General features: G+C 67.3%; 18 protein-coding genes. 8 read left to right on the forward strand and 10 right to left on the reverse strand.

Annotated elements, in window-relative coordinates:
- Positions 1–7: 7 nt before the first annotated feature.
- The 4 genes from HLG70_RS11485 to HLG70_RS11500 form a co-directional block, all read right to left on the reverse strand.
- Positions 8–3,205, reverse strand: coding sequence for a tetrathionate reductase subunit A (locus HLG70_RS11485; protein WP_171664676.1), 3,198 nt, complete (start codon positions 3,203–3,205; stop codon positions 8–10).
- Between the two features lie 38 nt (positions 3,206–3,243).
- Positions 3,244–4,278: an NrfD/PsrC family molybdoenzyme membrane anchor subunit gene (gene nrfD, locus HLG70_RS11490; protein WP_171664523.1), complete on the reverse strand. Its 1,035-nt coding sequence runs from the start codon at positions 4,276–4,278 to the stop codon at positions 3,244–3,246.
- A gap of 19 nt (positions 4,279–4,297) precedes the next feature.
- The gene (gene dsrO, locus HLG70_RS11495; RefSeq protein ID WP_171664524.1) at positions 4,298–5,071 is read right to left on the reverse strand and encodes a sulfate reduction electron transfer complex DsrMKJOP subunit DsrO; all 774 of its coding nucleotides are present in this window, start codon (positions 5,069–5,071) and stop codon (positions 4,298–4,300) included.
- 149 nt (positions 5,072–5,220) lie between these two features.
- The gene (locus HLG70_RS11500) at positions 5,221–5,745 is read right to left on the reverse strand and encodes a DNA-deoxyinosine glycosylase (protein WP_234103067.1); all 525 of its coding nucleotides are present in this window, start codon (positions 5,743–5,745) and stop codon (positions 5,221–5,223) included.
- A 183-nt stretch (positions 5,746–5,928) separates the two neighbouring features.
- On the opposite strand from HLG70_RS11500, the gene HLG70_RS11505 reads away from it, so the two are divergent.
- On the forward strand, positions 5,929–6,792 hold the full coding sequence (locus HLG70_RS11505) for a pirin family protein (protein WP_171664526.1): 864 nt from the start codon (positions 5,929–5,931) through the stop codon (positions 6,790–6,792).
- Positions 6,793–6,798: 6 nt separating this feature from the next.
- Here HLG70_RS11505 and HLG70_RS11510 read toward each other — a convergent pair whose 3' ends face one another.
- The gene (locus HLG70_RS11510; protein ID WP_171664527.1) at positions 6,799–7,428 is read right to left on the reverse strand and encodes a class I SAM-dependent DNA methyltransferase; all 630 of its coding nucleotides are present in this window, start codon (positions 7,426–7,428) and stop codon (positions 6,799–6,801) included.
- Positions 7,429–7,480: 52 nt separating this feature from the next.
- Positions 7,481–8,392 carry a LysR family transcriptional regulator gene (locus HLG70_RS11515; RefSeq protein WP_171664528.1) on the reverse strand — a complete coding sequence of 304 codons (912 nt, stop codon included), beginning with the start codon at positions 8,390–8,392 and terminating at the stop codon, positions 7,481–7,483.
- Between the two features lie 106 nt (positions 8,393–8,498).
- On the opposite strand from HLG70_RS11515, the gene HLG70_RS11520 reads away from it, so the two are divergent.
- Positions 8,499–9,377: an aldo/keto reductase family oxidoreductase gene (locus HLG70_RS11520; RefSeq protein WP_171664529.1), complete on the forward strand. Its 879-nt coding sequence runs from the start codon at positions 8,499–8,501 to the stop codon at positions 9,375–9,377.
- A gap of 48 nt (positions 9,378–9,425) precedes the next feature.
- Here HLG70_RS11520 and HLG70_RS11525 read toward each other — a convergent pair whose 3' ends face one another.
- From HLG70_RS11525 to HLG70_RS11535, 3 genes are all read right to left on the reverse strand, one after another.
- The gene (locus HLG70_RS11525) at positions 9,426–9,731 is read right to left on the reverse strand and encodes a helix-turn-helix domain-containing protein (RefSeq protein WP_171664530.1); all 306 of its coding nucleotides are present in this window, start codon (positions 9,729–9,731) and stop codon (positions 9,426–9,428) included.
- 348 nt (positions 9,732–10,079) lie between these two features.
- Complete coding sequence (locus HLG70_RS11530; protein WP_171664531.1) at positions 10,080–11,936, reverse strand: phosphoenolpyruvate carboxykinase (GTP); 1,857 nt, start codon at positions 11,934–11,936, stop codon at positions 10,080–10,082.
- A gap of 142 nt (positions 11,937–12,078) precedes the next feature.
- Positions 12,079–13,716: an acyl-CoA synthetase gene (locus tag HLG70_RS11535; protein ID WP_171664532.1), complete on the reverse strand. Its 1,638-nt coding sequence runs from the start codon at positions 13,714–13,716 to the stop codon at positions 12,079–12,081.
- Between the two features lie 242 nt (positions 13,717–13,958).
- Here HLG70_RS11535 and HLG70_RS11540 point away from each other — a divergent pair, with 242 nt between their 5' ends.
- Entirely contained in the window at positions 13,959–14,684 is a 726-nt protein-coding gene (locus tag HLG70_RS11540; RefSeq protein WP_171664533.1) for a TetR/AcrR family transcriptional regulator, read from the forward strand.
- Here HLG70_RS11540 and HLG70_RS11545 read toward each other — a convergent pair.
- Positions 14,648–15,559 carry an SDR family oxidoreductase gene (locus tag HLG70_RS11545; RefSeq protein WP_171664534.1) on the reverse strand — a complete coding sequence of 304 codons (912 nt, stop codon included), beginning with the start codon at positions 15,557–15,559 and terminating at the stop codon, positions 14,648–14,650. The genes HLG70_RS11540 and HLG70_RS11545 overlap by 37 nt on opposite strands.
- Before the next feature lie 135 nt (positions 15,560–15,694).
- Between HLG70_RS11545 and HLG70_RS11550 the strand changes: the two genes are divergently transcribed.
- The 5 genes from HLG70_RS11550 to HLG70_RS11570 all read left to right on the forward strand — a co-directional run bounded on the left by HLG70_RS11550 (position 15,695) and on the right by HLG70_RS11570 (position 20,676).
- Positions 15,695–16,489 (forward strand): enoyl-CoA hydratase/isomerase family protein, encoded by a 795-nt coding sequence (locus HLG70_RS11550; protein WP_171664535.1) that lies wholly within the window; start codon positions 15,695–15,697, stop codon positions 16,487–16,489.
- Positions 16,490–16,612: 123 nt separating this feature from the next.
- Complete coding sequence (locus HLG70_RS11555) at positions 16,613–17,890, forward strand: Zn-dependent hydrolase (protein WP_171664536.1); 1,278 nt, start codon at positions 16,613–16,615, stop codon at positions 17,888–17,890.
- Positions 17,891–17,903: 13 nt separating this feature from the next.
- On the forward strand, positions 17,904–18,239 hold the full coding sequence (locus HLG70_RS11560) for a thioredoxin family protein (RefSeq protein ID WP_171664537.1): 336 nt from the start codon (positions 17,904–17,906) through the stop codon (positions 18,237–18,239).
- 56 nt (positions 18,240–18,295) lie between these two features.
- The gene (locus HLG70_RS11565; RefSeq protein WP_171664677.1) at positions 18,296–19,186 is read left to right on the forward strand and encodes a DMT family transporter; all 891 of its coding nucleotides are present in this window, start codon (positions 18,296–18,298) and stop codon (positions 19,184–19,186) included.
- Between the two features lie 149 nt (positions 19,187–19,335).
- Positions 19,336–20,676, forward strand: coding sequence for a carotenoid oxygenase family protein (locus tag HLG70_RS11570; RefSeq protein WP_171664538.1), 1,341 nt, complete (start codon positions 19,336–19,338; stop codon positions 20,674–20,676).
- The last annotated feature ends 1 nt before the right edge of the window (position 20,677 follow it).

Consider the following 20,677-nt stretch of genomic DNA (forward strand, 5'->3'; position numbering starts at 1 on the left):
ACGGCCCCTAGACGCGTTCGATCCGCGCCGGCAGGCCCTGGCGCACCGCGGCGCCGGATACCCAGTCGATCCAGACGTTGGCGTGCTCGCCGCGCGTGGCATCGCCAAACCCCAGGTCGTTCAGGTTGACGCCCGCCGCCAGCGCCGGATCGTGCGGCATGGGCTTGCCGTCCACGATATGCGCGCGGGCGCCCAGCTCGGTATGGCCGTAGCCGTGCTCGATGCCCAGCGCGCCCGGCTGGATGCCGTCGCGCAGCAGCGCCAGCCCCGTCACCGCGCCGCCCGGCGTCACGATGCGCACCGCGTCGCCATTGCGGATGCCCAGCCGCTCGCCGTCCTGCCGGTTGATCGACACCGGGTTGTGCGGATGCACCTGGCGCAGACGGTTCACGCCGATCGACATGGAACTCATCAGGTTGGACTTGAACGAACTGAGCAGGAACGGCCAGTCCTGCCGCGGATACTCGGCCCGCATATCGCGTCCGTCCGCCAGGCGCGACGGATACCAGGTCGGACAGCCGCTATAGCGCTCGCCCGTCATGGCGTGGCGAAAGCCCGCCAGCTCCTCGCTCCAGACGTGCAGCGGCTTGACGTAAGCCGCGCGCGTGTGGCGCGCCTGGCCGTTTTCGACCCAGGCGTCCTCCATCTTGTCGAAACGGCCGCCGCGGCTCATCAGCATGGCGACCTGCCGCCATTCGCCCGGCTTGAGCTTCTGCTGCAGCAACGCGCCGTAGCGGTCCACGCCGGTCAGCGCCATGTCGTCGTCGCTCGCCTCGGGCACGGGCCGTCCGGCCGCGAAGGCAATGTTGGCCATGCCGCGCAGGAAGAAATCCTCGGGCGTGTCCAGCGCATACTTGGCGCCGTCCTTGTCCGAGATGGCGTTGGCGCCGAACCCCGGCATGCCCAGCCGCTTGGCGCAGGCGATCAGGAAGGTTTCCAGGCACACGGGTTCATTCGTGGCCGTCCGCGCCACGCGCGGCTGCACGGCGGGCCAGCGCACGGTGGACGCCTTGGCCACCACGTCGGCCCACGGCGCCGACACGCCCCAGCTCTCGTAGGTCACCGTGTCCGGCACGATGTAGTCGGCCAGCGCGTTGGTCTCGTTGATGAAGGGATTGATCGACACCGACAGCGGCAGGATGCGCGGGTCCTTCATCTTGTCCAGGACCACGCTCTTGAGTCCGGCAATGCCATAGACCGGGTTGCTCATGTGGTTGAACCAGACCTTGGCGCGGTACGGATACCCCGCCAGCGCCGACGCCAGCATCTCCGAACTGAGGCCGCCCGTGGCCGGATACCAGGGCGCCGCCGCCGGATACGCGGGCTGGCCCGCCGCCTTCTTGCGCTTGAACTCGCTGGACTTCTCGTAAGGATAGCGATTGCGCGACAGCGCCACGCCCTTGGGCGTCGCGCGGTTGGCGAAACCGGCGATGTTGTAGCGCGGACCGGCGCCGTAGGGCGGGAACGGCCCGGCGTCCAGCACCAGTCCGCCTTCCACATTCAGGTTGCCCACCAGCGTGTTCAACATGGCGATGGCGTAGGCGGTATAGAAGCCCGAGCCGCTCATGGTGCCGCCGTGCGCATCGGCCACGGCGCGCTTGCCATGGCTGGTGAATCGCTCGGCCAGCGATGCGATCTTGCCTGCCGGCACGCCACAGAGCTCGGCGTATTCGTCCAGCGTCTTGCGGCGCGATTCCTCGCGCAACAGGGTCAGCGACGAGCGCACGCGCAGCGTCCCGGGCGCGCCCGCCATGCCCGGCGCGGCGATCGTGTCGTCGACGAACAGCACGGCCGGCGTAGCCGCCGTGTGCGGCGCCAGCGTGCCGTCTTCCAGGCGCACGACGTACACGTCCTCCCATTTTTCGTCCGCGTCGGCCGGACGCGCCCATCCCATGTCGGCGCCGCGCAGGAAACTGCCCAGGCGCGGATGGCCGGGTTCGGCCACCACCAGATGCGTGGCATTGGCCCAGGCCGCCTCGCCCGCCGCCTTCATGGCATTGGGGCCGGGCTGCGCCAGCATGCGGGCATCGAATCGTTCGTGGTCCAGGATCCAGCGGATCAGGCCCATGGCCAGCGCCAGGTCGCCGGCCGGATTGACGGGCAGCCACTCATTGCCCGATCCCGCCGACAGGCTGGAGGACGCGGGCAGCATGGGCGACACCACCACATATGTGAAGCTGGATTCCTCCGGCCGCACGCGGGCCTCCGCCAGTTGCCGGGCCTGCCGCTGGAACGGGTTGCCGGACTGCGCCGGCGCCGCGCCGATGAACAGTCCGAAACGCGCGTTGTCCCAGTCGGGCTTGCCGTGCGGCATGCCCTTCAGGTCGCCCAGGGCGGCGCCCGCGCCCACGCGGAAACTCTGTCCGCAATACGATCCGTGGTTGCTGAAGTTGACGGTGCCGAAGGATTGCGCCGCAAAGCGCTGGATCAGCGGCGTGCGCCCCTCGTTGGACGCGTCGGTGAACAGGAACTGGTTCACCTTGGCGCCGTACTCCGGGTTCTGGGGATCCAGCAGCGTCTCGCGGTCGAAGATGGCGCGCAGGCCGTCCACATGGCCTTCGCCGAACAGGTCGCCGCCTTCGCACACTTCCTGCACCAGTTGCTCGAACGTGATGGTCTGCCACTTTCCCTCGCCACGCCCGCCCACCCGCTTCATGGGCTGCAGCACGCGGAACGGGCTGTTCATCTGTTCCAGCATGGCCGAGCCGCGGGCGCAGGACGTGGCGCGCCCTTCCAGCCCGTTGTCCCCGCCCAACTGCGCGTAGACCTCGCGCACCGGCATCTCCATGGCGGCGGGCCGCGTCGTGGCCAGCGGATGATAAGGGTTGCCGGCCACGCGCAGGATGCGGTTTTCCTTCGTGTCCACCCGCAGCCGCACGCCGCATTGCGTCCAGCAGCCCAGACAGCTCGAAGGGCTGACGGTCTGGCCCGGCTGCGCGCTGAGCACGCCCGTCAGCGGATCGATGCGGAATTCCGGCGCCAGCGAATTGCCGCGCACGGCATGCGCCGTGGGAACGCCCGCGGTGCCCTGAGCCAGGCCCTTGACGGCCTTGGCCACGGTTTCCCCATAGCCCGCCGCGAAAACCGCCATGCCGCCGGCCACCAGGCCGCCACGCACCATCAGTTTGCGCCTTGCCTCGTCGCGAGGCTGTTCCGGGCCGTCGTCCGCCGGGCGGCGCGGGTCGTCTTCGTGTTGCTTGTCCATTGCTTTCTTTTCCATGTTCTTTCGTCTTGCGTCGCGGCTCAGGCCGCCACAGTGCGCGCGCGGGCCGGGAACAGCTCCAGCGCCCAGGTCACGGCGGCGATCAGCGCCACGCACAAACCCAGCACGCCCGCCATGCCCAGCATCCCGTCGCTGCCCCAGGGCATTTCATACAGGTAGAGTCCCGCGCCATACTTGGGCACGCCCTGCACGCTCATGAAGACCACCCAGCGGAAAATCCACGCGGCACCCAGCATGGTCAGCGCCAGCGCGGCCGACGGCAGCGGCGCCGCCAGCGTCCGCCACGGGCGCTGCAGCAGCGCGACGATGCAGAAGGCCGTGATCACGGCGCCGGCCAGGCTGACGCGCCAGATCGGGAATTCCGCGAACAGCCGCAACGCGGCGTCGAACGACGGATCCAGCCCCAACAGGCCCAGCAGCGCCCAGGCGCCCGCGCCCAGCGCCATCAGCACCACGGCGGTCACGCTCAGGCGGCGCAGCAGGTCCACCGGCAAGGCCTTCATGCCGCCCGGCAGCCACCGGCCGATCAGGAACATGGCGCCCAGCGCGCCCAGCCAGGCCGTCAGCGCAAAGTTCACCGGCAGAAAAACGGTGTGCCACAGGGGCCGCGAACGCAGCACCATCACCTCGGCGCCCGTATAGACCAGGATGGACAACGCGGACAGGGCAAGCGCCACGCCCACCACGCGCACCCAGCCCATGCGGCCCCACCACCATGCCGCGCAGAACAACAAGGACAGGGTCACGAACACCGGCAACAGCAAGGCGCCCAGCCACATCCATGACCAGGGCGTGAAATGCGCATAGAAGTGCCAGAAGCGGCCGGGCTGGTGCAGGTCGGCCAGGAGCGACACGGGCGCGGCGATGGCGCTGACCAGCAGCACCGTCACGGCGGCCGGCAGCAAGCGGCGCGCGGAGGAATCCGCTTGCCCGAACGCCGCGAAGGCGGCGGTCAGCGCGGTGGTGGCGCTGATGCCGATCAGGAAGAAGTACTGCACGGCCCAGGGCAACCAGGCGGCGTCGTAGACCGGCGTGAGCAATTCAGAGATTTGCATGAGAGTCCCCTTCAATGGCTCAGTGGCCGCCAGCCAGGCGCACGCCAGCCTGACCGTCAACCTGGTGCACGAACGCATCGGGCAGGCCGATGTAATAGACATGGGGATCGGTCTTCATCTCGGGCTTGAGCACCTTGATGTCGGCCTTGTGTTCGACGAGCAGCCTGGAGATGGCGCTGTCCGGATCATTCATGTCGCCGATCACGCGCGCGCCGCCCACGCAGCTTTCCACGCAGGCCGGCAGCAGGCCGGCTTCCAGGCGGTGTTCACAGAACGTGCACTTGTCGGCGGTCTGGGTTTCGTGGTTGATGAAACGGGCATCGTAGGGACAGGCCTGTACGCAATAGCCGCAGCCCACGCAGCGCTCGTTGTCGACCAGCACAATGCCGTCTTCCCGCTGGAAGGTGGCTTGCACGGGACAGACTGGCACGCAGGGCGGCTTGTCGCAGTGATTGCACAGGCGCGGCAGCATGACCATGGCGCAGGGGCCGCCGGTATCGGGGGTGACTTCGTATTGCAGGACGGTGGTGCGGAACTGCCCGATCGGGGGCAGGTTTTCAAGGGAACAGCTGACCGTACAGGACTGGCAGCCGATGCACTTGCGCATGTCGACGACCATGCCGTAGCGCTTGCCGGGGATGCCGGGACGGCGCGGCGGCTGGCCGTTGATGCCGGTCGCGGCTTCGGCGTGGATGGGAATGACGGTGGCCGCGGCTCCAAGCCCGAGGAGGCCTTTCAGGAACCCTCGCTTACCCGGGAGAGGCGTTTCCGGGGGGCTGGTTGGGGTGTGCATAAGTAAAACTCCGAAACATATAACTGTTACGGGAATTAACTTATCACCTGCGGTTATATAGAACCTTGATATCCATCAATGGGGGACGGGTTAACCCCAATTCGTCGGCCAACCGTGGAAAGATCCGGCACTTCGCAGGCCGCTGTGGGCTAGACCTTCAGCGCCGGCTCCCAGGCCGCGAGCTTCTGGTCGAAGGACGCGGCGGCGTGAGCGGGGCTGGTGGAAGGCAACTCGAAATACTGCAACGAAATGCCGTCCAAGCCGGGCAGGACGTGGCGGCGATACAAGGCGGCGGCTTTGGCGCCGTTGAAGCAAACCCGGGCGATGCCCGGATGGACGCTCAGGAACGCCCGGAAATCGTTGGGAACCAGCGTATCGCCGCGGATATCCGCGTCCAGGCTGCCCGGACGTTCGCAGGCCTGCAGCACATCCCACAGGGCCACGCCGCAGGCTTGCAGCGCCTGCAGGCGGCCCGGATAGTCCAGGCCGGGATCAAACCCGAATATGCGGCCGGCAAGCGGCCAGAACGCGTTGCGGGGATGGGCGTAGTAGCGCGCCTGCCTGAGCGAGGCCACGCCGGGCATGGATCCCAGCACCAGCACGCGCGCGCCGGGGGCTGCTACCGGGGCAAAGCCCCATACCTGTTCGTCGCGCCGGCTTCCGGCGCTGTCCATGCGGTTTTCCATTCCGGGAGCATACTTCCCCAATAGCGGCCAGCCGTCAGCTTCCCGGCGCGATCGTCCGATCAATGGAACAGTGCTTATCAGTGCCGGGTACTACCGCCAACAGTGTTCCGCCCTTATCTTCATTGTTATGACGAACGGCCCCGATGGGGCCGCGCAACAGGAAACATCATCATGAAGAAGATCCTCGGTTTACATGCCAGCCCCCGTCCCCACTGGGTGGGCGACGGCTTTCCGGTGCGCTCCATGTTCTCGTACAACGACAAAGGCAAGGACACCAGCCCGTTCCTGCTGCTGGACTATGCCGGCCCGGCCGAATTCGAGCCTGCCGGCCATCCGCGCGGCGTGGGCCAGCATCCGCATCGCGGCTTTGAAACCGTGACCATCGTCTACAGCGGCGAAGTCGAGCACCGCGACTCCACCGGCAACGGCGGGGTCATCGGTCCCGGCGACGTGCAATGGATGACGGCGGCCTCGGGCATCCTGCACGAGGAGTTCCATTCCCATGCGTTCACCCGTTCGGGCGGAAAGCTGGAAATGGTGCAGCTCTGGGTCAACCTGCCCGCCAAGGACAAGAAGGCGGCGCCGGGCTACCAGGGCATCCTCAGCGCGGACATCCCGGTGGTCGCGCTGCCGGACGACGCGGGCACGCTGCGGGTGATCGCGGGCAACTACGCGGGCCAGGCCGGGCCGGCGCGCACCTTCACGCCCATGGACGTCTGGGATGTGCGCATGGCCGCGGGCAAGTCGGCGACCTTTCCCATCCCCGCGGGCCGCAACAGCATGCTGGTGATGCTGCGCGGCACGGTCCTGGTCAACGGCGAGTCGGTGGCGCGCGACGCGCAACTGGCCCTGTTCTCGCAAGAGGGCCAGGACATCACCGTCGAAGCCAACAACGACGCGGTGTTCCTGGTCCTGAGCGGCGAACCGATAAATGAGCCGGTGGTCGGCTATGGTCCTTTCGTGATGAACTCGCAAGAGGAAATCGTGGAAGCCATCCAGGACTTCAACGCCGGGCGCTACGGCCAGATGCACTGACGTCCGTCAGGCGCCCCGCCGCCAGACGCTGGCCAGCCAGGGCTGCTGCTCCCGCGGCAGCCCCTGGGGCCGGAAGTAATGCTCCAGCTCTTCAAAGCCGGCCTCACGCAGCAGGGCCTGCCAGCCTTCCAGGTCATGGTAGGCCCCATAGCGTCCGCGATTCCAGCCTTCCTGGTTGCCGCCACGGGGATTCGAACTGAACAGCACCCCGCGCGGCCGCAATGCCGCGCGCAGTTCCTGCAGCACGCGCGGCAACTCCTGTCCCGGCACATGAAACAGCACGGCATTGGCGAAGATGCCGTCAAAGCGCCCTGCCGGCAATTCCAGATGCAGAAAGTCCTGCCGCCAGACCTCGCAGCCGCTGGCCGCGCGCGCCATTTCCACGAAACGCGGCGTGCCGTCCAGCCCCACGGGCCGATGGCCCAGCGCGGCGAAGGTCTTCAGGTCGCGGCCCGGGCCGCAGCCCAGGTCCAGGATGTCGTAAGGAGGCTCGCCTTCGATATGCCGCAACAAGGCGGCTATGTTCTGGCTGACATCGTGGCCGCGCGTGCCGACCTCGAACGACTCCGCGTTCTCTTCGTAGTGGGCCAGGGTCAGGGACGAGATCTTGGCGAGGTCTTCGGGGTCGAGTTTCATAGGCTGATTGTGCATGAAAAGCGGCCTGCGGCGCGACGCCCCGCGGGGCCGGTCACGGCGATGCCTGGCCCGCCGGCGTCTTGATGAAGTCGATCAGCGCCTTCAGCGGCGAAGGCACCAGGCGACGCCCGGAGTAGTACAGAAACGGCCCGGAAAACCGTGGCCACCAGGCCTCCAGCACGGGTTCCAGCGCCCCGCTGTCCAGCTGCGGGCGCAGCCAGTCCTCGAACAGATACGCCACGCCTATGCCCGCGACGGCGGACTCCACGGCCAGATCGACCGCGCCGCCGATCTCCACAACCAGCGGCCCGGTTCCATCGATCCGCACCGTTTCGCCCTCGCGCTCGAACTCCCACGGGGGCATCGAGCCACTCGGAAAGCGGCCGCGAAGACAGGCATGCTGAATCAGTTCGCGCGGATGTTCCGGCCGGCCGCGACGTTCCAGGTAAGCCGGAGAGGCGGCAGCGGCAAAGCGCTGCACGCGCGGGCCGATGGGGACCGCGATCATGTCCAGTTCCAGGCGGTCGTCGTAGCGGATGCCGGCATCGCATCCCGCCGCCAGCACATCGACAAAGCTCTCTTCGGCCACCACCTCAAGGCGGATGTCGGGATAAGCCGCCAGGAAAGCCGGAACAATGGAGGGCAGGACCAGCCGGGCAGCGCTCAGCGGCACATTGAGCTTGAGCGTGCCCGCCGGCTTGTCGCGAAAGCCGTTGACGGCGTCCAGCGCGGCGTTCACTTCCGTCAAGGCCGGTCCCAGCCGCGTCAGCAATTCGTTGCCCGCCTCGGTCAGCGCCACGCTGCGAGTCGTCCGGTTGAACAGGCGGACTCCCAATTGCGCCTCGAGCCGGCGCACGGTGTCGCTCAAGCGCGACGCGCTGGTGCCGGAAGTGCGCGCGGCTTCGCGAAAGCCCCGGGCTCGCGCCACGGCGACGAAGGCCTTGAGATCATTCAGATCGGTCATCGCTGTTCCATAATCCGTACAACCTGTCCCGATTGTATTGGATTATCAAAGCGGCCCAGACCGTCTATCGTCCAGACCATACCGACACCACTTGGAAGAAACAACCATGTCCATCATCGACGAAAGCGGCAGTTACCTCCTGGGCACGCAACAGGTCAAACGACTGGGCTACGGCGCAATGCAGCTGGCCGGCCCAGGCGTATTCGGCCCGCCCAAGGATCGCGACGCCGCGCTTGCGGTCTTGCGCGAGGCCGTGGCCGCCGGCGTCAACCACATCGACACCAGCGATTTCTACGGCCCCCACGTCACCAACCAGTTGATCCGCGAGGCGCTGGCGCCGTATCCGGACGATCTCGTGATCGTGACCAAGGTCGGCGCCGTGCGCGGCGATGACGCATCGTGGAACCCCGCTTTCTCGTCCGACATGCTGACGCGCGCCGTGCATGACAATCTGCGCAACCTGGGGCGCGACGTGCTCGACGTGGTCAACCTCCGCGCCATGTTCGACACCCACGGCCCGGCCGAAGGTTCGATCGAAGCCCCGCTCAAGGTCCTGGCCGGACTACAGCGCCAGGGCCTTATCCGGCACATCGGACTCAGCAATGTCACCGCCCGGCAGGTCGCCGAAGGCCGCGGCATCTGCGAGATTGTCTGCGTGCAGAACCATTACAACCTGGCGCACCGCGCGGACGACGCCCTGATCGACGACCTGAATCACGACGGCATCGCCTACGTGCCGTTCTTCCCCCTGGGAGGATTCAGCCCGCTGCAGTCGTCGATCCTGTCCGACGCGGCAAGGCAGATCGGCGCGACGCCCATGCAGGTGGCGCTTGCCTGGCTGCTGCGCCGCTCGCCGAACGTCCTGCTGATTCCCGGCACCTCTACGCTTGCCCATCTACGCGAGAACCTGGCCGCGGCGACGCTGCGCTTGCCCGACGCCGTGGCCGCCGCACTGGACGGCATCGGCGCCAACGAGACGGCTTGAGCGCCGGGATTGTGTCGTCCGGAGAGGCGCCCTTCACTTCCGCAATCGTCAGATGATGGCCTGCAAGCCCTTGTCAGCGATGATGTTCAACAACTTCAGGGCCGGCCCGGTAGGACGGGTGTCGCCTTGCTCCCACTTGCGCACCGTGGACGCGGTGGTGTGCAAGTACAGCGCGAACACCGGCTGGCTGAATTTCAGTCTTTCGCGCAGCCGCTTGATGTCGGTCGCGCTGAAGTCCCGCACGGGAGGCGGGCATATCGCATCGAACTCGCGCATCGTCACCTTGGCGATCGCTCCCGCATCCTGCAGCGCGGCCAGGTCGCCGCGCAGGGACTCAATCAGTTTGCTCGTCACAGTACACCTCCAACAGGACGCCAATCTGGAATGCCATTAACAAGTCCTGTGCCGATAATTGCAGAAACACCTTCCCCGCGAACTGCAACCGCTTGAGGACTTTCATGCCGGTTGCACCTTGACTATACCCGTAACGGGTACACCATACCAACCCTGCTCCTATCCGCCCGACGGTGGCGTGCATGAATTGCCACTACCTGGCCAACACCGCGAGTTCGTGAGGGTCTCCCAGAAAGCACAATCCCCACTCAGCGCACAGCCTCGTGGGGACAGGACTTTCCGACCATTCAAAAAAAACCCGCCTGCGCGAAACGCAGGCGGGTTTTCCTGGGCGACGGCCTTACGGCGTCAGGCCGCCAGGCGCCCTTCGATCTGCGACTTGGTGGCCGGCAGTTCCTCGGGCAAGCCCTGGGCCAGCTGGCCGAACAGTTCCTGGTGCAGCGCCAGTTCGTCGCGCCATGCGGCGGCGTCCACCGACATGACCTGTTCGAACTTGTCCGGGCTGAATTCCAGGCCGGTCCAGTCGATGTCCTGGTAGCTGGGCGAAATGCCGAACACCTGGTCCACTCCCTTGGACTGGCCGTCGATGCGGCCCAGCATCCAGCGCAGCACGCGCATGTTGTCGCCAAAGCCCGGCCAGACGAACTTGCCGTCCGGACCCTTGCGGAACCAGTTGACGCAATAGATGCGCGGCAAGGTGGCGCCGGCGGCCTCGAGTTGCTTGCCCAGCTTCAGCCAGTGGCCGAAGTAGTCGCTCATGTTGTAGCCGCAGAACGGCAGCATGGCGAAGGGATCGCGGCGCACCACGCCTTGCTGGCCTGCGGCGGCGGCGGTGGTTTCCGAACCCATGGTGGCGGCCATGTAGACGCCTTCCACCCAGTTGCGCGCTTCGGTGACGAGCGGCACGGTGGTGGAACGACGGCCCCCGAAGATGAAGGCGTCGATGACCACGCCCTTGGGATTTTCCCATTCGGGATCAATGGACGGGCACTGCGCGGCGGGCGCGGTGAAGCGCGCGTTCGGGTGCGCGGCCTTGCGGCCGGTTTCGCGCGCGATGGCGGGCGTCCAGTCCTGGCCCTGCCAGTCGATCAGATGCGCCGGCGGGGTGTCGGTCATGCCTTCCCACCAGACGTCGCCGTCGTCGGTCAGCGCCACATTGGTGAAGATGACGTTGGCCTTGAGCGTGGCCATGGCGTTGAAGTTGGTCTGCTCGCTGGTGCCCGGCGCCACGCCGAAATAGCCGGCTTCCGGGTTGATCGCGTGCAAGCGGCCGTCGGCGCCCGGCTTGATCCAGGCGATGTCGTCGCCGATGGTGGTGACCTTCCAGCCGTCCATGCCTTGCGGCGGGATCAGCATGGCGAAGTTGGTTTTCCCGCAGGCCGACGGGAATGCGGCGGCCACGTGGTACTTGCGGCCCTTGGGCGAGGTAACGCCCAGGATCAGCATGTGTTCGGCCAGCCAGCCCTGGTCGCGCCCCATGGTGGAGGCGATGCGCAGCGCGAAGCACTTCTTGCCCAGCAGCGCGTTGCCGCCGTAGCCCGAGCCGAAGCTCCAGATTTCGCGGGTCTTGGGGAAATGGACGATGTACTTGGTGGGGTTGCACGGCCAGGCCACGTCGGCTTCGCCGGCGGCCAGGGGCTTGCCCACGGAATGCAGGCACGGCACGAAGTCGCCGTCGGTGCCCAGCACGTCATAGACCTGCTTGCCCATGCGCGTCATGATGCGCATGTTGACGGCCACGTAGGGGCTGTCGGAGAGCTCCACGCCGATGTGCGCGATATCCGAGCCCAGCGGACCCATCGAGAACGGCACCACATACAGGGTGCGGCCGCGCATGGCGCCGTCGAACAGGCCGTTGAGCGTGTCGCGCATTTCGGCGGGCTCGGCCCAGTTGTTGGTGGGGCCGGCGTCTTCGGCGCGGTCCGAACAGATGAAGGTGCGGTCTTCGACCCGCGCAACGTCAGACGGATCCGAGCACGCGAGGAACGAATTAGGACGCTTGGCGGGGTTCAGCCTGCGCATGGTCCCGGACTGGACCATTTGTTCGCAAAGGCGGTCGTACTCTTCCTGCGAACCATCACACCACACGACGCGGTCCGGCTTGGCCAGCGCGACGAAGCTGGCCACCCAGTCGATCAGTCCGCGATGCTTGACGTACGCGGGCACGTTCAAGGCTGCCAATCCCCCGTCCAAAGGCTTATTCATTGGGGTTATCTCCATACTAAGGCTAATGGTGATACGGCCCCAATTGGACTGGGGCCGTATGCAATTTGCGCCATCATACTTGCAGCGCGGGGCAACCCGTCAACCCATCCTCATGGAGGAGATTGTCACCGGGTGAGACCGCTCAAGCATAACTTCCGTCGCGCAACTCCTTGCGGATAATCTTGCCGGTGGCGGTGGTCGGCAAACTGGTTACAAAGCGGATCGCGCGCGGGTACTCATGCGCCGCCAGGCGGGTGCGCACATGCGCCTGCAGCGCCTTCACCAACGCCTCGTCGCCCTCGAACCCCTCGTTGAGCACCACATAGGCCATCACGATCTCGGTGCGCTGGGCATCCGGCACGCCCACCACCGCCGCCATCCGGACCGCGGGGTGGCCGATCAGGCAGTCCTCGATGGGCCCCGGGCCGATGCGGTAGCCGGCGCTGGTGATGACGTCGTCGTTGCGGCCGACAAAGCGTATGAACCCTTCCGCGTCGCGCACGCCGACGTCGCCGGTCAGCAGGTAGTCTCCCACGAATTTCTCGGCGGTTGCCTCCGGATTGTTCCAGTAGCCCAGGAACATGACGGGGTCCGGCCGTTGTACGCCGATGTTTCCCTCTTGTCCATCCGCCACTTCGGCGCCCTGTTCATCCACAATAGCGACGCGGTGGCCCGGCGCGGCCCTGCCTATGGCCCCGACGGAAGGATCGAACAGCGACGAGCACGAGGACACCAGCATATTGCATTCGGTCTGGCCATAAAACTCGTTGATGGTCACGCCCAGCACGCGGCGGCCCCAGTCTATGAGTTCCGCGCCCAGCGATTCGCCGCCGCTGGCCACCGAGCGCAAGGCCCGCGGGCCGACGCCCTCGGGCCAGGCGCAGCCGCGCATCATCTTCAGCGCGGTGGGCGGCAGGAAGGTGTGCGTCACGCCGTGGCGCGCCATCAGTTCCAGGGCCGAAGCGCCATCGAATTTCTCGAAGCGCCGGGCCAGCACCGGCACGCCGTGGTGCCAGGCCGGCAGCAGTACGTCCAGCAGGCCTCCGATCCAGGCCCAGTCCGCCGGCGTCCACATCAGCGCGGCGTTTTCCGGAAAGAACTCGTGCGACATCTCCACGCCGGGCAGGTGCCCCAGCAGGACGCGATGCGCGTGCAGCGCGCCCTTGGGCTTGCCGGTGGTGCCCGAGGTATAGATGATGACGGCCGGATCGTCGGCCGCCGTCCGCACCGGCTCGTAGGCGTCCGACTCCAGCGCCAGCGCCGGATGGAACGGCACGGCGCCCTCTAGCGCGGCGCCGTCTTCGTCCCCGCCGTCGATGCAATAGATCACCTTCAGGTCGGGCAGGCTGGCGCGAATCTCCAGCAGCTTGCGGCAGCCTTCCGCGTCGGTCACCAGCGCGGCCGCGCCGCTGTTGGCCAGCCGGTACTGGATGGCGTCCACGCCGAACAAGGTGAACAGCGGCACCGCCACCGCCCCCATCTTGTAGACGGCAATGTGCGTCACCGCGGTCTCCGGCGCCTGCGGCAGGTAGATCGCCACGCGGTCGCCGCGCTTGATGCCGTGGCGCTCCAGGCTGTGCGCCAGCCGGTTGGACTGCGACTTGATCTGGTCAAAGGTGTAGCGCGTCTGCGCGCCGTCGCTCTTTTCGTAGATCAGCGCCAGGCGGCCGCTGCCGTCTGCCCATTTATCGCAGGCGTCGACGCCGATGTTGTAGGCCGCCGGCACCTGCCATTGGAACTGGGACACGAGCTGCGTATAGGATTCGGCTCTGGACAGCATGGTTTGTCTCTGATGTTGTTATGTCTGGGTAATCCAGGGCGCTCAATTCAGCGCTTCAGCGCCACGGCTGCGCGGCTGCGGGTTCCCCCGGCCGCCTTGCCACGAACTTGACCCTGGCTCAATAATAAGGCCCGCACGGCGATACGGGGGTCCCTGCGCCGCGCACGTTTTGCGTGCTTGCCGTCCCCTAGGGGGCAGCCGCGGCGAGAACACCCCCCACCCTCCCTCCCCTTCAGGCCTGCATGGAAAACACCTCCGCCGTCCCGATGCGCCGCCCGCCGGCCAGCGCCAAGTCCGAACAACGCATCCGCGACATCCTGCGCGTTGCGCGCCAGGTCTTCTCCGAAGCCGGCTTCCAGGCGGCCACCACGACCGAGATCGCGCAGCGGCTGGGCGTATCGGAAGCGACCGTGTTCACCTACTTTGGCGGCAAGCGCGAACTCTGCGTGCGGGTGATCAGCGACTGGTACGACGAAATCATCGCCAAGGTGGAGGACAACCTGCCGCACGTGCACGGCGCGCGGGCCCAGCTTCATTACCTGGTGCACACGCATCTGCGCCACCTGCTGGCCGAGGGCCCTGGCCTGTGCGCGTTCATCCTGTCCGAAGGCCGCGCGCGCAACGATGACTTCGGCGAGATCTACGCCGAGCTGCAGCGCCGCTACACCGCGCCGCTGATGCGCATCCTGGCTCAAGGCCAGGCGGACGGCGACATACGCCAGGACATGCCCTTGCGGCTGCTGCGGTCGGCGGTCTATGGCCCGATGGAACACGTGCTGTGGGACGCCATCCTGCGCGGCGCGCGCGGCGACGTGGCCGCCACCGCCGACCACCTGGTCGGCTTTCTGTGGCAGGCCCTGCAGCCGCCGCGGCAGAACGCGCTGGCGCTGGCGCAATTCCGCGGCGAGGTGCAAGACGCCCTGCATCGCCTTCAGTCTTCCGAAAACAACGACGGCGGGGCGTACTGAGGAAAGCCGCTGTAGACCTCGACGCGCTCGGCGGGCTGCAGGGTCCAGGAATGCCGAGCGTTGGGCACGCCGCCATCCACCCGGATCACGCTGCCATTGATGAACGCCGCGGCCGGCGACAGCAGGAACACCACCGCCGCGGCCAGTTCGGCCTCGGTCCCGAAGCGTTGCAGCGGCACTTTGGTCTTCAGCTCGCGCAGCACCGCGCGGTAATCATCGTCATAACTGTCCATGCCGCTGGAGGCGATCCAGCCCGGCGCCACGGCGTTGACGCGCACCCCGGCATGCGCCCATTCGCAGGCGGCCGTCTCGGTCAGGTTCCACACCCCGGCGCGCGCCGCGCCCGAATGCCCCATGCCCGGCATGCCGCCCCAGATATCGGCCAGCATGTTCACGATGGCGCCGCCGTGCTGGCGCATATGCTGCGTGTAGACCTCGCGCGCCATCAGGAAGGTGCCGTGCAGGTTGTTCTGCACCACGGCGTTCCAGCCGTTGAAGCTGATGCGGTCCAGCGGCGCGGGGAACTGGCCGCCCGCGCAGTTGAACAGCCCGTCGATCGCGCCATGCGCGGTCAGCGCATCCGCCACCGCGCCGCGCACGCCGGCCTCGTCCCGGATATCGCAGGCGTGCAGGCTGACGCGCCCGGCCGCCTCGGGATAGATCCGGACGATCTCCTGTTCGGCCGCCTGCAGTTTTTCCAGTTTGCGGCCCACCAGCGCCAGGCCGGCGCCCAGCGCCGCCAGCTCGTGGGCGGTGCAACGGCCCAGGCCGCTGCCGCCTCCGGTCACGAGGATGGTCTTGCCATCGAACAGGCCGGGGCGGAATACTGACGCGTAGCGCTGATCGGCGGCCGGGCCGCGTGCTTGCTCGCTCATGTCTCTCTCCATTTTTTTTGAGGATAACTCAATATTCTTTCCGTTTGAATCACCCGATTGGAACTTTACCCATAGAATCATTCCATCGGCTCGGCGCAGCAATTGAGCCATGGTCAATAAAACAGGAGGCGACACATGACGCTGAACGCACCGCTGGACCTCGCCCTGGACGGCCCCATCGCCCGTCTTACGCTGAACCGCCCCGAAATGCGCAACGCATTCGACGACACCCTGATCGCGGCGCTGACGGCCGCGGTCAAGGAGGCCGCGGCGGCCCCGCAGGTACGCGTACTGCTGCTGACCGGCGCGGGCAAGGCTTTTTGCGCCGGCGGCGACCTGAACTGGATGCGCAAGATGGCCACGCTGACCGACGCCGAAAACCGCGCCGACGCGACGCGGCTGGCGGACATGCTGCATGCGATCTGGGCCTGCCCGAAGCCGGTCGTGGCCTGCGTCAACGGCGACGCCTATGCGGGGGGCATGGGCCTGGTGGCGGCTTGCGACATCGCCGTCGCGGCGGACACCGCGCATTTCTGCCTGTCCGAGACCCGGCTGGGCCTGCTGCCCGCCACCATCAGCCCCTACGTGATCCGCGCCATGGGTGAACGTGCCGCCAACCGCTACTTCCTGACGGCGGAGCGGTTCGACGCCGCCACCGCCCTGCGGCTGGGGCTGCTGCATGAAGTCACGCCGCCCGCGCAGCTGCACGACACGGCCGAGGCGATCTGCCGCACTTTATGCGCCAACGGCCCCGGCGCCGTGCAGGCCAGCAAACGGCTGGTGCGCGACTTCGCAGGCCGGCCCATGGATGCCGGCCTGATCGCCGACACCGTCGAACGCATCGCGGCCATCCGTAGCACCGATGAGGCAAAGGAAGGCGTCACGGCCTTCCTGGAAAAACGCGAGCCCTCCTGGCGCCAGGCAAGCTAGGACGTGTTCGAGGCCTCTTTTGTGTGAACGGGCCGCGCAGCCGGGCGGTCTTCCTGGAACAATGCGCCACGAGGCATCGCCGCCATTGATGCCATAATCCAGGGCGCATCTTCAGGAAGTCTCATGCCGCACGCAACACCGTCCACTTTCCCTCCCCTGAACGCCGAGCGCCTCTGGGCCCGCGTTGAAACCCTGTCCAAGTTCACCCTGCCCGACATGCCCTGGACGCGCCGCGCGTTCTCGCCGCTGTTCGACGACGCGCGCGCCTGGCTGCGCGGCGAGTTCGAGGCCGCCGGGCTGGCCACGCGCCTGGACGCGGGCGGCAACCTGGTCGGCACGCGCGCCGGGCGCGACCCGTCGCGCAAACCGATCTCCACCGGCTCGCACTGCGACACCGTCATGAGCGGGGGCCGCTTCGACGGCATCATCGGCGTGCTGGCCGGCATCGAAGTCGCGCACACGATGCGCGAACACGGCATCGAACTCGACCACCCCTTCGAAGTCATCGACTTCCTGTCCGAGGAACCCAGCGACTACGGCATCTCCTGCGTGGGCAGCCGCGCGCTGTGCGGGCAGTTGACCGCCGACATGCTGGCCGCCCGCAACCCGGACGGCGAGACGCTGGCCCAGGGCATTGCCCGCATCGGCGGCGACCCGACGGCGCTGAGCGTGCCGCTGCGCGGCAAGGGCGAGACCGCCGCCTTCGTCGAACTGCACATCGAACAGGGCCCCGTGCTGGAAAGCCGCAAGCTGCCGATCGGCGTGGTCACCAATATCGTCGGCATCCGCCGGGTGCTGATCGTGGTGGAAGGCCAGCCCGACCACGCGGGCACCACGCCCATGGACATCCGCCGCGACGCGCTGGTCGGCGCCGCGCGCATCATCGACGCCGCCAGCCGCCAGGCCAGCGCCGCCAGCGGCAATCCGCACTACGTGGTGGCCACCGTGGGCCGCCTGTCCATGACGCCCAACGCCGCCAACGCGGTGCCTGGCCGCGTCGAGCTGACGCTGGAGATGCGCAGCGACAGCAACGCCGTGCTGGACGCCTTCCCTGAAACCCTGATGGCCGGCGTGGCCGACGACCTGAAGGCATTGCGCCTGACGGCCGGCTTCTCGCAACTTAGCCGCGCCCAGCCCACGGACTGTTCGCCGCTGGTCATGGACGCGGTCAAGGCCGCCGCCGACCAGCTTGGCTATGCATCGATGCGGCTGCCCAGCGGCGCGGGCCACGACGCCGTGTACATGGCGCCCACCGGCCCCATCGGCATGATCTTCATCCCCTGCCTGAACGGCCGCAGCCACTGCCCGGAAGAATGGATCGAACCCGCCCAGCTGCTGGACGGGACCCGTGTGCTGTATCAGTCGGTACTGGAGCTGGACCGCGTGCTGCGCGGCGCCTGAGGTCAGAAAACCCATGGAACAGATAGAACTCAACGACAGCACCGCCGACCGCTACCTGCTGGACGCGCCCGGCCTATCGCTGCTGGTCTTTCACAGCCGCACCTGCGGCACCTGCCGCGTCGCGCGCGAGCAATTGCCCGCGCTGGAGTTGCCCGTGGAACGCGTGTGCTGGGTGGACGCGGGCGACAACCGCGGCCTGGTCGAGCGCTACGAAGTCTTCCACCTGCCCGCCATGTTCGTCACCCGCGACGGCGCTTTCTTCGGCCCGGTGCAATCCACGCTGGCGGAATGGGACCTGCGCCAGCAAATCGGCCTGGCGCTGGACAGCTACCCCGCCGAACTGCCGTGACCGCCGCGGCCGCGAAACCCCTGCGCCAGCCGCTGGATACGCTGGCCACCAGCGCCATGCTGCTGTTGTGCGTGTGCTGGGGTTTCCAGCAGATCGCGATCAAGCTGGTGGCCGACGACGTGGCGCCCATCATGCAGATCGGCCTGCGTTCGACCTTCGCGGCCCTGGTGCTGGCCGTGGTGGTATGGCGGCGCGAAGGCCTGCGCGCCTTCAGCGACGGCACCGCCCTGCCCGGCCTGATCGTGGGCTTGCTGTTCGCGGGCGAATTCCTGTTCGTCGCCCAGGGGCTGGTCTACACCACGGCCTCGCACATGTCCGTGTTCCTGTACACGGCGCCCATCTTTGCGGCGCTGGGCCTGCATTGGCTGCTGCCCGAAGAGCGCATGAAGCCGCTGCAGTGGCTGGGCGTGGCGGTCGCGTTCTGCGGAATCGCCGTCGCGTTCCTGGGCAAGGGCGGCCAGCAACCCGGCCAGCCCGGCGCCAGCGACATGCTGCTGGGCGACGCAATGGGCTTGGTGGCGGGCCTGCTATGGGGCGCCACCACCGTGGCGATCCGCAAGACCTCGCTGTCGGAAGCCGCTCCCGCCAAGACCCTGCTTTATCAAATGGCCGTGGCCTCCGTTGGCCTGCTGGCCTTTGCCGTGGCCACCGGCCATCACGGCATCCGGTTCACGCAGGCAGCGGTGCTCAGCGTGGCCTTCCAGTCGGTGGTGGTCGCACTGTCCAGCTACCTGGCGTGGTTCTGGCTGCTGCGCCGCTACCTGGCATCACGCCTGTCCATCCTGTCCTTCATGACGCCGCTGTTCGGCGTGAGCTTCGGCGTGCTGATCCTGAACGAGCCGCTGGATGCGGGCTTCGTGGCCGGCGCGGCGATGGTGCTGGCGGGGATCACCCTGGTCAGCGGCGCCGAGATGCTTCGCGAGATGTTCCGCAAACGGCTGGGCTGACAGGCAGGCGGGACTAGGCAAAGCCCGCTTACATCTTTCCCCTACCCAGGCATCTTGACGGGCGATCGCGTTCTGCCCGAATCTTCCCAAGGGAAGATGGCGTTCCTCCTTCCACCATTCCGGAGGCGGCACGCCTCCCTGGAGGCCGTATGCAATGGCACAGCGATAACCCGGCGCTTACAAACGCCTTTGCTCCCGTCTTCGACGAACGCGACGATGCGGACCTGCAGGTGGACGGAACACTGCCCGCCTGCCTGAGCGGGGTATTCATGCGCAACGGTCCGAATCCCCAGTTTGAACCCGGCCCGGGCTACGCCTACCCGTATGACGGCACGGGCATGATCCATGCCCTGTATCTGGACGCCGGCCGCGCGCGCTACCGGAACCGCTGGGTGCTGACCCGCGAACTGCAGGAAGAGCGGCAGGCCGGCCACCGCATCTACAACCCCACCTTCGCCCCTCCTCCGCAAGCCAACCTGGCCAATACCAACGTCCTGCGCCATGCCGGCAAGATTCTTGCGCTGTACGAGGGCGGCGGCCCCTATGCAATGGACGATGCCCTGGCCACGATCGGGCCGCACACCTTCCAGGGCAGACTGGCGGGTTCGCTGTCGGCGCATCCCAAGGTCGATCCGCTCAGCGGGGAAATGCTGGCGCTCAATTACGATCTCGCCGCGGGAACGCTGGAGTACCTGCGGGTGAACGCCGGCGGCCAGGTGGACCGCCAGCTGCGGTTTGCCTCGCCATGGCCGGGACTGATCCACGACATCGCCATAACGCCCACCCATGTGCTGGCGTTCCTGTGCCCGCTGGTGTTCGACTTCAGCCGCGGCCCTGCCGCGCCCGCCTGGGAGCCGCAGCGTGGCACGCGCATCTTGCTCGTCCCGCGCGATTGCACGGACCCTGGACAGATCCGGTGGATCGAGACAGACCCGTTTTTCAATTGGCACATCGCCAACGCCCACGCGACCGGCGACGTGATCGAGGCAGTGATGCCCTGGCATGACGGCTACGGGCCGGGCGCGCGCAAGCGCCTGGAACTGCACCGTCTGCGTATCCATGCCGGCAGCGGCCGCGTGGAGGACCAGGCGCTGGACGTCCATCCCTGCGAATTCGGACGGATCAACGACGCCTGGCTGGGCCAGCGCGCGCGCTACTGCTATGTGGGCCTGCGCGACCCGCGCCCGGGCGAAACGCCGCAGCCCGGCGCTTTCGAGGCCTTTGCGCGCTATGACATGACCACGGGCGCCAAGACGGTATTTCGCCTGCCCGCCGGGCAGACGGCGTGCGAACCCGTGTTCGCGGCGGATCCGCAAGGCGCCGGTGAAGCGGACGGGTACATTCTGTCGTTCATCCATGCCGAACACGACGAGCGCGGACGATTCATCGCCCTGGACGCCCGCGACCTGGCGGCGGGTCCTGTCGCCCAGGTCAGCCTGCCGCGCCGCGTGCCGGCCGGCCTGCATGGCTCGTGGATGCCCCGGGCGTAGG

The organism is Achromobacter deleyi (assembly GCF_013116765.2).
GTDB lineage: Bacteria > Pseudomonadota > Gammaproteobacteria > Burkholderiales > Burkholderiaceae_B > Achromobacter > Achromobacter deleyi_A.

What these genes read in the sequence shown, in the direction of transcription:
- HLG70_RS11550 (WP_171664535.1), top strand. Translation starts at nt 15,695, where the DNA reads ATGACGCTGAACGCACCGCTGGACCTCGCCCTGGACGGCCCCATCGCC.
- HLG70_RS11540 (WP_171664533.1), top strand. Translation starts at nt 13,959, where the DNA reads ATGGAAAACACCTCCGCCGTCCCGATGCGCCGCCCGCCGGCCAGCGCC.
- HLG70_RS11505 (WP_171664526.1), top strand. Translation starts at nt 5,929, where the DNA reads ATGAAGAAGATCCTCGGTTTACATGCCAGCCCCCGTCCCCACTGGGTG.
- HLG70_RS11520 (WP_171664529.1), top strand. Translation starts at nt 8,499, where the DNA reads ATGTCCATCATCGACGAAAGCGGCAGTTACCTCCTGGGCACGCAACAG.
- HLG70_RS11510 (WP_171664527.1), bottom strand. Translation starts at nt 7,428, where the DNA reads ATGAAACTCGACCCCGAAGACCTCGCCAAGATCTCGTCCCTGACCCTG.
- nrfD (WP_171664523.1), bottom strand. Translation starts at nt 4,278, where the DNA reads ATGCAAATCTCTGAATTGCTCACGCCGGTCTACGACGCCGCCTGGTTG.
- dsrO (WP_171664524.1), bottom strand. Translation starts at nt 5,071, where the DNA reads ATGCACACCCCAACCAGCCCCCCGGAAACGCCTCTCCCGGGTAAGCGA.
- HLG70_RS11560 (WP_171664537.1), top strand. Translation starts at nt 17,904, where the DNA reads ATGGAACAGATAGAACTCAACGACAGCACCGCCGACCGCTACCTGCTG.
- HLG70_RS11515 (WP_171664528.1), bottom strand. Translation starts at nt 8,392, where the DNA reads ATGACCGATCTGAATGATCTCAAGGCCTTCGTCGCCGTGGCGCGAGCC.
- HLG70_RS11485 (WP_171664676.1), bottom strand. Translation starts at nt 3,205, where the DNA reads ATGGACAAGCAACACGAAGACGACCCGCGCCGCCCGGCGGACGACGGC.
- HLG70_RS11500 (WP_234103067.1), bottom strand. Translation starts at nt 5,745, where the DNA reads ATGGACAGCGCCGGAAGCCGGCGCGACGAACAGGTATGGGGCTTTGCC.
- HLG70_RS11530 (WP_171664531.1), bottom strand. Translation starts at nt 11,936, where the DNA reads ATGAATAAGCCTTTGGACGGGGGATTGGCAGCCTTGAACGTGCCCGCG.
- HLG70_RS11565 (WP_171664677.1), top strand. Translation starts at nt 18,296, where the DNA reads ATGCTGCTGTTGTGCGTGTGCTGGGGTTTCCAGCAGATCGCGATCAAG.
- HLG70_RS11545 (WP_171664534.1), bottom strand. Translation starts at nt 15,559, where the DNA reads ATGAGCGAGCAAGCACGCGGCCCGGCCGCCGATCAGCGCTACGCGTCA.
- HLG70_RS11570 (WP_171664538.1), top strand. Translation starts at nt 19,336, where the DNA reads ATGCAATGGCACAGCGATAACCCGGCGCTTACAAACGCCTTTGCTCCC.
- HLG70_RS11555 (WP_171664536.1), top strand. Translation starts at nt 16,613, where the DNA reads ATGCCGCACGCAACACCGTCCACTTTCCCTCCCCTGAACGCCGAGCGC.
- HLG70_RS11535 (WP_171664532.1), bottom strand. Translation starts at nt 13,716, where the DNA reads ATGCTGTCCAGAGCCGAATCCTATACGCAGCTCGTGTCCCAGTTCCAA.